A 14,361-nucleotide genomic window follows, 5' to 3' on the forward strand; every position below is an offset into this window, starting at 1 on the left:
AAAATTAGTAAAATATGGAAATAAAGCTGTTTCTGTATTAAAATGGAATTATAGAAAAGGAGATCATGATGACCTTATTAGATGTACAACACGTGAAAAAGATTTATAAGACCCGCTTTCAGGGCAATCAAGTAGAGGCGCTAAAGGATATTCACTTTACGGTAGAAAAAGGCGAATATGTCGCCATCATGGGGGAATCAGGTTCTGGGAAATCCACCCTGCTCAACATCCTAGCCATGCTGGACAAGCCGACAGAGGGCCGCGTCTTTCTCAATGGAACGGACACGGCAACCATCAAAAACAGCCAGGCTTCCAGCTTCCGTCGAGAAAAATTAGGCTTTGTCTTTCAAGATTTCAATCTGTTGGATACCCTATCGGTCAAGGATAATATCCTCCTGCCCCTGGTGCTCTCTCGGCGTCCCATTACCGAGATGATGCAAAAGTTGGTCACCACCTGCAACGAGTTAGGGATTAACAAACTGCAAGAGAAGTTCCCTTATGAAATTTCTGGTGGCCAGAAGCAACGGGTGGCCGTTGCCCGCGCCATTATCACTGAGCCTGAGATTTTACTGGCGGATGAGCCAACAGGAGCCTTGGATTCTAAGTCCTCGGCTGCTCTCTTGGATGTCTTTGATGACATCAATGACCGCGGTCAGACTATTCTCATGGTAACCCACTCGACCTCGGCAGCTAGTCGGGCCAAGCGGGTGCTCTTTATCAAGGACGGGATTCTTTACAACCAAATCTTCCGCGGCAACAAGACCGAGCGGCAGATGTTCCAAGAGATTTCTGATACTCTGACAGTTATGGCAAGTGAGGTGGGCGATTATGTTCAAACTAACGAGTAAACTGGCCTTATCAAATCTGGTTAAAAATCGCAGTTTGTATTATCCATTTGCCTTGGCAACGGTACTGGCAACAGCGATTTTGTATAGTTTTGTCTCACTGGCTCACAGTCCAAATATGGAAACTTCTTATGGTGGTACAGCAGCTCGCATGACTTTGCAGTTTGGTATCCAAGTCATTCAGATTGCGGTGCTCATCCTTATCACCTATGCCAATAGCTTTGTCATGAAGAACCGTTCGCGGGAGCTCGGTGTTTATAGCGTGCTAGGGATGGAAAAGCGTCACTTGCTACTTATGACCTTCTTTGAGCTCTGTGTCTTTTATCTAGCTACAGTTGGTCTAGGTATCTTGTCTGGCCTAGCTTTGGACAAGATGCTCTACGCCGTTCTTTTGAAATTGATGGGAATGCCGGCCGTTCTTGCCTCGACCTTCCAATGGCAGAATGTTTGGGTGACTCTGGCCAGTCTGGGTGTCGCTTTTGCGGTGATTTTGTTGCTCAACTCTACGCGTCTTCTACGTTATAGCTCTCTTAGCCTAATGAAGGAAAAGAAAGCAGGCGAGAAGAAGGGACGCTTCCTTTTACTGCAAACCTTGCTGGGGCTCCTGCTCATGGGTGTGGCTTATTACATGGCTTTGACTGTCACCAAACCTGTCGCTGCTATTGGCAATTTCTTTATAGCTGTGATCATGGTTATCCTAGCAACCTATCTGCTTTTTAATGCCGGTTCGATTACACTATTGCAATTTCTCAAAAAGCGCAAAGGCTACTACTATAAAACGCAGAATTTCATTTCTGTTTCCAATCTTATATCGCGGATGCGTAAGAATGCGGCAGGATTAGCAACTATCTCCATTCTATCTACCATGCTCCTTGTGACTCTGGTTGGTACAATCAATATCTATGTTGGTGGTCAGGATTATATTACTACCTTACATCCAAAGGATTATAATGTCAGCGTCGTCTTGCCGAAATCGACTGATCAGACGGAAGCTCTGTTGGATAAGGTTCAGCAAGTCGCTCAGGACACAGGCCTGAAGAAGCCAAGCTATACTACCTATCTCTATCAATCAGCCTTCATCATGAAACTGGCTGGTAATGATGTGACGGTTCCAATGCAAAGCGAGCTGGATTCGGATCCAAGTATCTTGACCAAGTCTGCTGGCACGATTACAGTTATCAATCGCCAGGATTATGAAAAAATGACAGGGAAAAAGATAGACTTGGCAGATGATGAAACTCTTGTCTATGGAAAAAATGTTTCCTTAAATAAGGATAAGCCTCTCCGAGTGAATGGCAAGGACTGGAAGATTAAGCAGATTTTACCGTCGAATTTCACGCATGGGGAAATCCCTAATCCAAACGACGTGGCCATGGAACAGGGCCTCTATATGGTGGTCAATGATAGTAAAGAAGTAGGGCTTAATGTTGCACACTATTACTACATTGGAGTTGTTTCAGAGACTAAGGGCAGTAAGAAATTTGTCGAGCAAGTCCAGCTGGGACTGCGGGACACTTTGGATCAGGAACAGGCCCAAGATGGTAGCTACGCAATGGCTAGTGATCGTCATAGCGCAGAAAAGAGCTATCAGGAACTTACCGGAACCTTGCTCTTCATCGGAGTCTTCCTCTCCGTTATCTTCCTTCTAGGAGCTGTTCTCGTGATTTACTACAAGCAAATCTCTGAAGGCTATGAAGATCGTGATGGCTTTATCATCTTACAAAAGGTTGGTTTAGACGAAAAGCAGACTAGAAGTACCATTCGCAAGCAGATTTTGACCGTTTTCTTCCTACCTCTTATCTTTGCTTTTCTACATATAGCAGCAGTCTTTCATATGTTGCGCTTGATTGTTGCTCTATTGGGTGTGACCAATCTTCCTCTCTTAATCCAGACAACACTTGCAACTTGCGGCGTCTTCCTCCTGACCTATATTTTAGTATTCTTACTGACTTCTCGCAGTTACCGCAAGATTGTCGCCCGCTAAGAGCAAATCCCTGACCTATAGTCGGGGATTTTTTGATGTCTGGAATTTTACCTCTCATCTCCCTCATTTTACCGCTTGTCCCAAAAGCCGAGATTTTTCAAAAAAGACTTGCTATCATAGTCTCAGAAGTTAAGACAGGAGAAAAGATCATGTTAGTCCAAGTAAAAAATCTGACCAAAGTTTATGGAGACAAGGTAGCAGTTAATGGCCTGAATTTAGAAATTGAGGCAGGTAGTTTTACAGCCATTTTAGGGCCAAATGGAGCAGGAAAATCGACAACGATTCAGATGCTGATTGGGCTTTTGCAGCCGACATCAGGACAAATCATTTATGCAGAACAAACCAAGCTGGGTGTAGTCTTTCAAAATAGTGTGCTAGATGCCAATTTGACAGTAGTTGAAAATCTGCAAATCCGTGCCAAGCAGTACAAGCAGGTGGAAACTGGTAAGATTGAGCAATTGATCGAGCAACTGGGGCTGACTAGTTTTGCTAAACAACGCTACGGGACGCTTTCTGGTGGACAAAAGCGACGGGTGGACATTGCGCGAGCCCTGCTCAATAGCCCTGACCTACTTTTTCTGGATGAGCCGACGACAGGCCTGGATATTCAGACTAGAGAAAGTATCTGGAAGCTGCTTAAAGACCTGCAGCAGAAGGAAAAGATGACCGTAGTTTTGACCACCCACTATCTCAATGAAGCCGATGATGCGGATAAGATTTATATCGTAGACCATGGTCAAGTCATTGCGCAAGGCTCTGCTGACCAGATCAAGGAGCGCTATGCCCGCAATGTTTTGCGGATTCTGACCTCGGATTCAGAGGACTTGAAGGTTGCTTTGCAGACTCGCTGCGAATGGGAGCAAGGCAAGGAAAATGAGTTCCTCTTTTATCCAGAGACGACCCAAGAAGCGCTGACGTTGCTGAGCCAGCTTAGCTCCTATATTGAACAATTTGAATTTCAACCAGGAACGATGGATGATGCCTTTATGGCTCTGACAGGAAGAGAGGTACGTTAAATGTTAATGTTGATCAAACGAAACTTTTTACTTTATTTTCGCAATCATAGTGGGGTGATTCTCTCTCTCTTTGGAGCCATTATTCCCTTTGTTTTATATCTGGTTTTTCTAAAGAACAACATGAAAGGCTCTTGGTCAGACAGTAGCCATGCGACGGAACTTCTCGACTTTTGGTTGATTAGCGGAACGATGGCTGTCACCGCCTTGACAACTACCCTATCAGCTTTTTCACAACAAACTGAAGACCGAGAAAGAAAGGTGACCGCCGACCTCTTTATCACAGATTTAGGGCAATGGGGCTTGCGATTTAGCTACTTAATCAGTGCCTTTGCGATTGGCTTTGTCATGCAAGTCTTCATGTTTGCCGTCATGCTGACCTACTTTATCCTAGCGGACAAGATTTCCTTTGACTGGGAGCTGCTTCCCCAGCTGGTCTGCCTCATGCTGCTCAATAGCTTGCTGGCAAGTCTCCTCAATGCGCTAGTTGTTCCTTGTTTCAAATCGGTGAATTCCTTGGGGCAATACGCAACGGTCATCGGTGCCGCCTCTGGTTTTCTAGTGGGAACCTATATTCCGATTGGGACTCTGCCCAGCCTTGCTCAAAATCTCATGAAACTGACTCCCTCAACCTACATGGCTTCCCTCTTCAGACAAGTCCTGATGAAGGATTCACTGACTGAAGTTTTTGCGGACCAGAGTCAGCTCCAGCAAGAATTTGAGAAGCTCCTAGGTATCCGTATCGAATGGCAAAAGCTCTTGACAAGCCAAGAAACATACTATATAGTTGGAGTAGTGCTCACGGTAGCGGCCCTGTTCTGGCTAGGTCAAAATTGGCTGCTGAATCGACGGATGAGCTTCAAGTAAAGAAAGTAGGAGGCTTAGGTTTGCAGACAAGATTTGAAGAAGATGCTCAGATTTCTTCCCAAGACCCGCTGGTCGTCGTGAAAGCGGATCAGCTGGTTGGTGAGGCCAAGGCTGTCCTAGATTATTTGGAAAACTTCAAGGCTGGACCAAGTGGTGTCCTGCCTATTAAGTCGGATGATCAGCTGGTCATGCTCAAGACGGAAGACATTATCCTAGCAGACATCAACCAGACAACATTGATGATTTACAGTACCGAGGGCATTTACACAACGACAGAAACGCTGACTCGTTTTCAAAATCGTCTCAATAGTCGCAATTTCATTCAGGTATCTCGCCACGCAGTCATTAACATCGATCATCTGGAATCCTTGTCGGATAGCTTTTCGGGCAATATGACTGCTAAGCTGACCAATCAGCTCAAAACCGACGTCAGTCGCCGCTATGTCAAGCTGCTTATGGACTATTTGGGAATTTAGGAGAGAAATTATGACCTTTAAAAAAATTCTTATCGGTATGCAGGATGGTCTAAGAACAGGTAGCTTGGTCTTTCTGCTGGTAGGCCTGTTCTCAGGAAAAACATTTTCGTTGACTCCTAGCTCTATTCTCAGTGTTCTCCTTGTCAGCGCCTTGATTGGAGTTGCAAGCTATATCTTTGATGCGACAGATCGCTTTCCATTTCCTTTCCTACTTTTCTGCCACTTTGTAGTGACAGCGACCATCGTTAGTCTAGCTATGATCTGCAATGGCTGGGGGACTATGCTCCTTGGTTGGTCCTTCTGGCTAAGTTTTGTTTTGATTTACCTCTTGGTTTGGTTTCTTGTCACTATTGATTCGATGATTAAAACCAAGAAAATCAACGAGGCCTTAAAAAATCGTAGAAAACACTAATGTATCCAAGACGCAAGCAAGTTTTATCGAGAACTTGTTTGTTTTTTTATTTAACAAAGGAGCTATTATCTCAAACTGCCGTCTTCCTTTCAAAGTACGATTTCCGCTTTTCTTGACAAAGATTTTTAAAGTGTTATAATTTGAATGAATAGAAAATTTAATTCATTCATAAAAGGAGAAGGTCATGGACAAAAAAGCTGAATTATTGGCTGAGGCTAGGCAGGTGTTTGCTGAGAAGGGTTATAAAAAGACGAATATTTCAGATATTACCAAGCGTGCTGGCATGGCTGTTGGCTCCTTTTATAAGTATTATGAGTCCAAGGAAGCTATTTTTTTAGAGGTCTATGTAGCTGAGAATAACCGCATACGTGAGGAAACCATGCAGCGCGTGGATTGGAAGGGTGAGCCAGAGGCAGTCGTTGAGCAGCTTTTTGCAGTCACTTTTGAATTGATTTCGCCTAATAAAATTTTGGCTGAGTGGACCAAGCCGGGCATTTCTCAGATCTTGCACGACTACTATAATCAGGATGCTGGCCGCGCAGCCAATGCCTTTCATCAGTTTCTGATTCGGACTTTCAGCCAGCGCTTGCAGGAGAAGGGCTTTTCACAGGAGGAAGTCGCCCAAATCATGAAGTCTTACGATTTGATCTACTACATTGATATGCATGTGACAGAGCAGGATTTTCCAGGTTATTTTGAGAGTATCGAGACCTTGGTGAAATATTTTTTAAAGGGAATTTTTGCTAAATAAGAATTTCCTTTTCTTGAAGAATTATATGAATGAACAATTTAAGATATTCATTCATATTAAAAAAGGAGGTGATTGATATGTCAGACACTTTAAAAATAGAAGGGAGATAAATCCGATTAAACAAGAAAAAAGGAATTGTTTTTTTAAATGAATCATGCATTCAGAATAGGAAGTGAGGAAAATAATGAGCAAACAAGGAGGATATACCATGAGTGGGATGACTATTTTGGGTATCTGTATGATAATAATAGGAATTTTGATTGTTGCCTATGGTGGAGTGACGGTCGGTTTTAGTTTTAGTTTGGACTTTCAGAGTTTTTTATTGGGAGGGTTGATTGTTGCCTTTCTTGGGATGACTTTGATTCCAGCTCTTCCGCTTGCTTGTAAAGTAGGTGGTCTGGCTTTAGTAAGCTTATTATCTATTGTCTATATTCATAGTATGCCAAATGATTTTGAGTTGATGATGAAACTTATTGCGGATGTAGCAATCTTAGGGTTTTCAACTTGGATTATGATGTTGTTTTTGAGAAAGTAGGAGAAAGATATGATTGTTGTCTATGATTCTAATACAGGTGTTGGGAAGCGATTTGCAGAATCGCTAGGCTATCCGACACAAAGCATCAAGGAAAAGTTGGAAGAACCCTGTATTCTCATTACGCGAAACGCAGGTGCTGGGAAAATTCCCTGGTCAAGTAAACGCTTCATCAAGAAACATTCAAGCCTGATTAAAGGTTTTGTCAATAATGGAGATTCGGTGAAGCATGGACGGACCTTCTGCGGAGCTACACCTTTGATTATCGAAAAATATGGGCTGCCGCATATCTGCGATATTGACCGAGGTGGCAAGGAAGACGACATCAAACTTGTACAGGAATACTTGGCTAAACTTTAAGACTGGATGATTTATATGATAAATTTATAAGGAAAGGATGGGTGATAATCACTCATCTTTTTTGTAGGAATGTTCGATAAAGTTTGTTTTTCTCCTAATTTTAGGAAAAACGCTCAAAAATATAAAAAAGATTCTTGCCTTATTGAGATAAGCGATCTTGTTTTATAAAATAGGAGGGAAACGATTATAAAAAGTAAAACGTTTTCTCTGAAAATAGAAGCGGTTACTAAAAGAAAAAGAAGGATGATCCTATGGGATAGGATCATTGGAATCGAAAGAGAGTTTATAGCATAAGAAAGTTTTCTATTGGTGTTTGCTCGATAGTGATTGGGACTTGCTTCCTCTTATTTGGAGTGAGTGTTGCGGGAGTAAGTCCAGTTTATGCAGAGGAGACAACTGCGTTGGTTGCTGCAGAAAAGTCCACGGAGGAAAAGCCCGTTGAGGAAGAAGTAACTGCTGAACCAGTGACACATCAGGCAGAGGAGTCTGTTGTGCATTCTCAGGAGGAGCAAAAAGAAGAAAGTCCTCAGCTTTCTAAAGCGGCGGAGGACATTTCAGTAGCATCTCAAAATGGAGCAAAAGAGAATGGCCAAGAAGCTACTCAAGAAAAAGCTGCGCAGCCTGAGATAAAATCTGCGACCAAGGAAGAAGTGAGCCAAATGATCGAAGACAGAAAAGTGAATTTTAATCAGAATTGGCACTTTAAATTAAATGCTAATGCTAAGGAAGCTGTCCAAGCTGAGACGGATGTCACATCGTGGAAGAAGTTAGACCTGCCTCATGACTGGAGTATCCATTTTGATTTTGACCATGAGTCGCCTGCACAGAATGAAGGTGGCCAGCTCAATGGTGGAGATGCTTGGTATCGTAAGCCTCTGAAATTAGACGAAAAAGACCTTGATAAAAATGTTCGTCTCACATTTGATGGTGTCTACATGGATTCGCAGGTCTTTGTCAATGGCCAGCTGGTCGGGCATTATCCAAATGGTTATAACCAATTTTCATACGATATTACTAAATACCTCCACAAAGATGGTCGGGAAAATGTCATCGCTGTGCACGTTGTCAACAAGCAACCAAGTAGCCGTTGGTATTCAGGAAGCGGGATCTACCGTGATGTGAGTTTGCAAGTGACAGATAAGGTTCATGTTGAGAAAAATGGTACAACTATCTTAACGCCAGAGCTTGAGAAACAACAAGACGGTAAGGTCGCTACTCATGTGACGAGTAAGATTGTCAACACAGACGATAAAGACCATGAAATGTCTGCGGAATATCAGATTGTCAGACGTGGTGGTGAGGCAGTTACTGACCTTATCCGCACTGCTAGCCAAAAAATAAAAGCCCACGAAAGCAGTACCATTCAGGCAAGTTTAGAAGTAGAAAAGCCGGAACTGTGGACCGTGTTTAATGACAATCCTGCCTTGTATGAGCTGGTGACACGGGTCTATCGTGATGGTCAGCTAGTCGATGCTAAGAAAGACTTGTTTGGCTATCGTTATTACAACTGGACGCCAAACGAAGGCTTCTCTCTCAATGGCCAGAAGGTCAAGTTCCACGGAGTATCCTTGCACCATGACCACGGGGCTCTAGGAGCAGAGGAAAACTATAAGGCAGAGTACCGTCGCCTCAAGCAAATGAAGGAAATGGGTGTCAATTCCATTCGTACGACCCACAATCCTGCCAGCGAACAGACTTTGCAGATTGCGGCAGGGCTGGGTCTGATGGTCCAAGAAGAGGCTTTTGATACTTGGTATGGAGGCAAGAAGCCTTATGACTACGGTCGTTTCTTTGAAAAAGATGCGACTCACCCAGAAGCTAAAAAGGGTGAAAAATGGTCTGACTATGACCTGCGGACCATGGTTGAAAGAGGAAAAAATAATCCTGCCATCGTTATGTGGTCGATCGGAAATGAAATCGGTGAAGCAAACGGTGATGCTCATTCTTTAGCGACGGTTAAACGCTTAGTCAAGGTCATCAAGTCAGTTGATAAGACCCGTTATGTCACGATGGGAGCCGACAAATTCCGCTTTGGTGATGGTAATGGTGGTCATGAAAAGATAGCAGATGAACTGGATGCAGTTGGCTTTAACTACTCAGAAGACAATTACAAGGCCTTACGTGCCAAACATCCAAACTGGTTGATTTATGGTTCTGAGACGTCTTCAGCAACTCGTACGCGTGGCAGCTACTTCCATCCAGAGCAAGAATGGGTTGGAAGCAATCAGTATTGGCGCAACTACGAGCAGTCTGACTATGGGAACGACCGTGTTGGTTGGGGTAAAACAGCAACTGCTTCTTGGACTTTTGACCGAGACAATGCGGGCTATGCAGGACAATTTATCTGGACAGGTACAGACTATATCGGAGAGCCAACTCCTTGGCACAACCAAAATAACACACCTGTGAAGAGCTCTTATTTTGGAATAGTAGACACGGCGGGTATTCCGAAAAATGACTACTACCTTTACCAAAGTCAGTGGGTTTCAGCTAAGAAGAAACCTATGGTTCACCTGCTTCCTCACTGGAACTGGGAAGATCAAGACTTGGCAGACAATGTTGCAGATGCTGAAAATAAAATACCAGTCCGTGCATACTCCAATGCAGCTAGTGTCGAATTGTACTTGAACAACCAATCTTTGGGAGTCAAGAAATTTAATAAAAAAGAAACCAGCGACGGCCGCAGCTACCAAGAAGGAGCAAATCCTCAAGAGCTCTACCTTGAGTGGAAAGTGGCTTATCAGCCAGGCACTTTGGAAGCTGTAGCCCGTGACGATCAAGGTAAAGAGATTGCCCGCGACAAGATTGTCACTGCAGGTCAGCCTGCAGGTGTACGCTTGGTCAAGGAAGAGCATGCTATCGCAGCAGATGGAAAAGACTTGACCTATATCTACTATGAAATCGTTGACCGTGACGGCAATGTCGTGCCAACTGCCAATAATCTCGTTCGCTTCCAGTTGCATGGACAAGGCCAGCTTGTCGGTGTAGACAATGGTGAGCAAGCCAGCCGTGAACGTTACAAGGAACAAGCAGACGGTTCCTGGATCCGCAAAGCCTTTAACGGTAAGGGAGTTGCCATTGTCAAATCAACAGACCAAGCCGGTAAATTCACTCTGACTGCCCATTCTGGTTTATTAAAATCAGACCAAGTGACGGTCTTTACCGGTAAGGATGAGCAGAAAGAAAAGACCGTTTTAGGTACAGAAGTGCCAAAAGTTCGCACAATTTTGGGACAAGCTCCAAGCTTGCCCGCGACAGTTCCTTTTGTTTACAGTGACGGTAGTCGTGCAGAACGTCCTGTGACTTGGTCACAAGCAGACGTTAGCCATTCAGGTATTGTAACCGTCAAAGGAGAGGCAGACGGCCGCCAAGTAGAAGCACGTGTGGAAGTTTTAGCCGTTGAAAGAGAATTGCCAGTCATCAAACGAGTAGCTCCTGGAACGGACTTGAGCAGTGTAGATAAGTCTATCCCGCTTGCTCTAACTGACGGCAGTGTTGAACATTATGATGTAGATAAATGGGAAATCGCGCCAGAAGATCAAGCTAAATTGTCTGTGGCAGGTTCTCGTATTCCAATGACAGGTCATCTAGCAGGCGATACCATTTCTGCTACCTTGCTCGTGGAAGAAGGGGAAGCAGTTGGACCTGTGACGCCACTAGTGACTGTGGGTGGTGAGGCAGTATCGGATCTGACTAGTCAAAAACCAGTCCATTATCAGAGCCTTGCTTATGGAACTCCTCTTCCTCCAGTGGCAGCTACAGCTGAAAATGCGGATGTGACAGTGGTTCAAGCTAGTGCTTCAAACGGTATGCGTGCAAATATTTATGTCCAGCCGAAAGATGGCGGAACCCTGCAAACTTATGCTGTGCAATTCCTAGAAGAAGCGCCGAAAATTGATCATTTGAGTCTCCAAGTGGCAGAAGCTGATAAGCTCCATGAAGACCAGACTGTTCAATTGACTGTTTTGGCACACTATCAAGATGGCACTCAGGCAGTTTTACAGGCTGATAAGGTGGCCTTCTCTACGCAAGGTGAAGGAGAAGTTGCCGTTCGTAAAGGAAGCTTAGAGCTACACAAGCCAGGAAATGTGACTTTGAAAGCAGAGTATGACGGTGCTGAAGGGCAGGTGGAGTTAACAATTCAAGCCAATACGGAGAAGAAAGTGGTTCAAGCAGTCCGCCCAGTTCATGTGGTAACAGACTTGCATCAGGAACCAAAACTGCCAACAACTGTGACGGTTGAGTACGATAAAGGCTTCCCTAAAGTTCATAAGGTTACTTGGCAGGCTGTAGAAAAAGAAAAACTTGATCGCTATCACACTTTTGAAGTGGTCGGAAAAGTTGAAGGTATTGAGCAGGAAGCGCGTGCTAAGGTGTCTGTGGAAGGCATTGTCGCAGTAGAGGAAGTCAGCGTGACAACTCCACTTGCGGAAGCACCACACCTGCCAGAGAGTGTCCGAACTTACCATTCAAATGGTCAAGTTTCCTCAGCAAAAGTTACTTGGGACGCTATTTCGCCAAGTCAATATCAAAAAGAAGGCGTCTTTACGGTCACTGGTCAGGTAGAAGGTACTCAGTTGCCAACCAAACTCCATGTCCGTGTCTCTGCTAAGACTGAAAATGGAGCCAATATTTCTGACCAATGGACAGGTTCAGAGTTGCCACTGGCCTTTGCTTCGGACTCTAATCCAAGTGACCTAGTATCTTATGTCAATGATAAGGTGATTTCTTACAATGACCAACCAGCCAATCGTTGGACAAACTGGAACCGTCAAGATGAGGCTTCAGTGGGCGTTCTCTTTGGAGATTCTGGTATTATGACCAAGCGAGCGGTTGACAATCTGAATGTAGCTTTCCACGAAGATCACGGGGTTGGGGCTCCGAAATCCTACGTGATCGAGTATTATGCTGGCAAGACCGTGCCGACTGCACCTAAGAATCCTAGCTTTGTCGAAAGCGAAGAGCATGTCTTCAATGATAATTCCAACTGGAAACCGGTGACCAATCTCAAAGCTCCAGATCAGCTCAAAGCTGGGGAAATGAATCACTTTAACTTTGATAAAGTCGATACTTATGCGGTTCGGATTCGTATGGTGAGAGCGGATGACAAGTGGGGAACCTCGATCACAGAAGTCCAAATCTTCTCTAAACAAGTGGCTGCAGCGAAAGAGGCAGAAACCCGCATCCAAGTGGCTGGTCAAGACTTGCCAAACTTTAATCCAAGCTTGACTGACTATTATCTCCCAGCTAATGACGGAAAAGTACCAGCAGTAACTGCTAGTGTCAGCAATAATGGTCTGGCAACAGTCGTGCCAAGTGTCCATGAGGGAGATCCTGTCCGTGTTGTTGTGAAGGCTGAAAATGGGGATATCCTCGGGGAATACCGTATCCACTTTACAACTGATAAAGACTTGCTGGCTCGCAAACCGGTAGCAGCAGTGAAACAGTCTCGCTTGCTTCATCTAGGTCAAAGTCTAGACTTGCCAAACAAAGTTCCTGTTTACTTCACTGGTATATCAGACTATGAAGTCAAAGACCTAACTGATGAGTGGGAGCCAGTTCCGGCTGAAAATCTGGCAAAAGCTGGTGAATTCACTGTTCGAGGGTGCTTTCTAGGTAGTGATCTACCAGTCGAGCTCTCTGTCCGAGTGACCGATAAGCAAGGCGCGTCTGTGTCAGACAATCCATATTATGATGAAAATGGCAATCAGGCCTTTGCTTCAGCAACCAATGATATTGACCCAGGTTCTTATGACCGTGTGGACTATATCAATGATGGGGATCATCATGACAGTCGTCGTTGGACCAATTGGTCTGCCACTCCGTCAGAGAATCCAGAAGTCTCAGTAGGTGTCATCTTCAAGAACCAAGGCAAGATTGTCAAGCGGACGGTCGTTCAAGCCAAACTGCGCTTCTTTGCCGATAGCGGAACAGATGCACCATCTAAGCTTATTTTAGAGCGCTATGTTGGACCAGATTTTGATGCTCCTGTCCATTACTCAAACTACCAAGCCTACGAACCAAATCATCCGTTTAACAACCCTGACAACTGGGAAGCTGTTCCATATAACATCAACCAAGAAATCCAGGCGGGTACTGAACTTACGGCATGCTTTAACGCTGTCAAGTCGAAAGCGATGAGATGGCGGATGGAAAGAAAAGATGACAAGAATGGGGTTGCTCTGACGGAGATGACTTTCTTGGCACCAAGTGAATTAGCTAAGGAAAGTACAAATTCTAAGATTTTGGTAGATGGAAAAGAACTGCCAGACTTCTCTCAAGAGCGTCAGAATTACCAAGTGACTTATACCGGTCAACGTCCGAAGATCACAGTAGCAGAAAGCGACCAAGTAGCTTCAACGGTTGTGGATAGTGGAGATGATCATTTGCCAGTCTTGGTGCGTCTTGTTTCAGAAAATGGTAAGCAGGTCAAGGAGTACCGCATCCAATTGACCAAGGAAAAACCAGTGACTGGGAAAACTGCAGCCGCTGTCCAAGAGGAACTTCCAAGTCTAGAAGTCCTCGAACAAGAGCTCAACTTCCAAACAGTTGAAAAAGAGGATCCGACGCTCAAACTAGGAGAAAAGCGTGTGGCTCAAGAAGGCCAAAATGGTCAGGAACGAGTTCTCACAGAAGTTTATCCAGATGGTAAGCGAGAAAAGAAGCTACGAGAAGTTCTTCAAGCTCCGACAGATCGAATCGTACTGGTCGGAACGAAGAAAGAAACGCCTCAGCCATCACCTGATAATCACCATGTGACTCCTCAAAAACCAGAAGAGACTGGTAAGGGCGAAACACGGATTGTAGAAGTTGAGAAAGGTCAAAGTCCGACTCGGCCAGCTACAGAAAGACCTGCTCAAGCACCGGCAAAAGCTGAAGAAGCAAAAACAAAGGCTGAAGAAACAAAATCGGAAGCTAGAAAAGCAAGTCAAACCGACAGTGGTCGTTTGCCAAACACAGGGAACCGTTCTGCACAGGTGGTAGCACTGGCAGGAATGGGACTGTTAGGCTTAGTAGCTAGTCTTGTAGCAAAACTAAAGAAAAAAGAAGATTAAGTCTCGTAGAGGATTAATCTTGACAACTAAAACTGTCGAATGAAGAGAGTGGTACAGAAATCGGTA

The 14,361-nt window shown here is 44.5% G+C and carries 9 protein-coding genes and 1 pseudogene; all 10 read left to right on the forward strand.

The window, feature by feature from the left end:
• The first annotated feature begins 68 nt into the window (after nucleotides 1–68).
• Nucleotides 69–848: an ABC transporter ATP-binding protein gene (locus tag FZ954_RS07505; RefSeq protein ID WP_148877916.1), complete on the forward strand. Its 780-nt coding sequence runs from the start codon at nucleotides 69–71 to the stop codon at nucleotides 846–848.
• The gene (locus tag FZ954_RS07510; RefSeq protein WP_148877917.1) at nucleotides 829–2,829 is read left to right on the forward strand and encodes an ABC transporter permease; all 2,001 of its coding nucleotides are present in this window, start codon (nucleotides 829–831) and stop codon (nucleotides 2,827–2,829) included. Before FZ954_RS07505 ends, FZ954_RS07510 begins: the two co-directional genes overlap by 20 nt.
• A 149-nt stretch (nucleotides 2,830–2,978) precedes the next feature.
• Nucleotides 2,979–3,627, forward strand: a pseudogene (locus tag FZ954_RS07515) (ABC transporter ATP-binding protein); the annotation flags it as partial.
• A gap of 218 nt (nucleotides 3,628–3,845) precedes the next feature.
• Nucleotides 3,846–4,709, forward strand: coding sequence for an ABC transporter permease (locus tag FZ954_RS07520; RefSeq protein ID WP_148877919.1), 864 nt, complete (start codon nucleotides 3,846–3,848; stop codon nucleotides 4,707–4,709).
• Nucleotides 4,710–4,729: 20 nt separating this feature from the next.
• The gene (locus FZ954_RS07525) at nucleotides 4,730–5,185 is read left to right on the forward strand and encodes a LytTR family DNA-binding domain-containing protein (protein ID WP_148877920.1); all 456 of its coding nucleotides are present in this window, start codon (nucleotides 4,730–4,732) and stop codon (nucleotides 5,183–5,185) included.
• A gap of 10 nt (nucleotides 5,186–5,195) precedes the next feature.
• The gene (locus tag FZ954_RS07530) at nucleotides 5,196–5,597 is read left to right on the forward strand and encodes a DUF3021 domain-containing protein (protein ID WP_148877921.1); all 402 of its coding nucleotides are present in this window, start codon (nucleotides 5,196–5,198) and stop codon (nucleotides 5,595–5,597) included.
• Nucleotides 5,598–5,781: 184 nt separating this feature from the next.
• A complete protein-coding gene (locus tag FZ954_RS07535; RefSeq protein ID WP_148877922.1) occupies nucleotides 5,782–6,348 on the forward strand; it encodes a TetR/AcrR family transcriptional regulator in 567 nt (188 codons plus the stop codon).
• 184 nt (nucleotides 6,349–6,532) lie between these two features.
• Complete coding sequence (locus FZ954_RS07540; protein ID WP_148877923.1) at nucleotides 6,533–6,883, forward strand: hypothetical protein; 351 nt, start codon at nucleotides 6,533–6,535, stop codon at nucleotides 6,881–6,883.
• A gap of 9 nt (nucleotides 6,884–6,892) precedes the next feature.
• On the forward strand, nucleotides 6,893–7,240 hold the full coding sequence (locus FZ954_RS07545) for a class Ib ribonucleoside-diphosphate reductase assembly flavoprotein NrdI (RefSeq protein WP_148877924.1): 348 nt from the start codon (nucleotides 6,893–6,895) through the stop codon (nucleotides 7,238–7,240).
• A gap of 290 nt (nucleotides 7,241–7,530) precedes the next feature.
• On the forward strand, nucleotides 7,531–14,295 hold the full coding sequence (gene bgaA, locus FZ954_RS07550; protein ID WP_398587646.1) for an LPXTG-anchored adhesin/beta-galactosidase BgaA: 6,765 nt from the start codon (nucleotides 7,531–7,533) through the stop codon (nucleotides 14,293–14,295).
• The last annotated feature ends 66 nt before the right edge of the window (nucleotides 14,296–14,361 follow it).

The sequence above is a fragment of the Streptococcus sp. Marseille-P7375 genome (genome assembly GCF_902460365.1).
Lineage (GTDB): Bacteria > Bacillota > Bacilli > Lactobacillales > Streptococcaceae > Streptococcus > Streptococcus cristatus_I.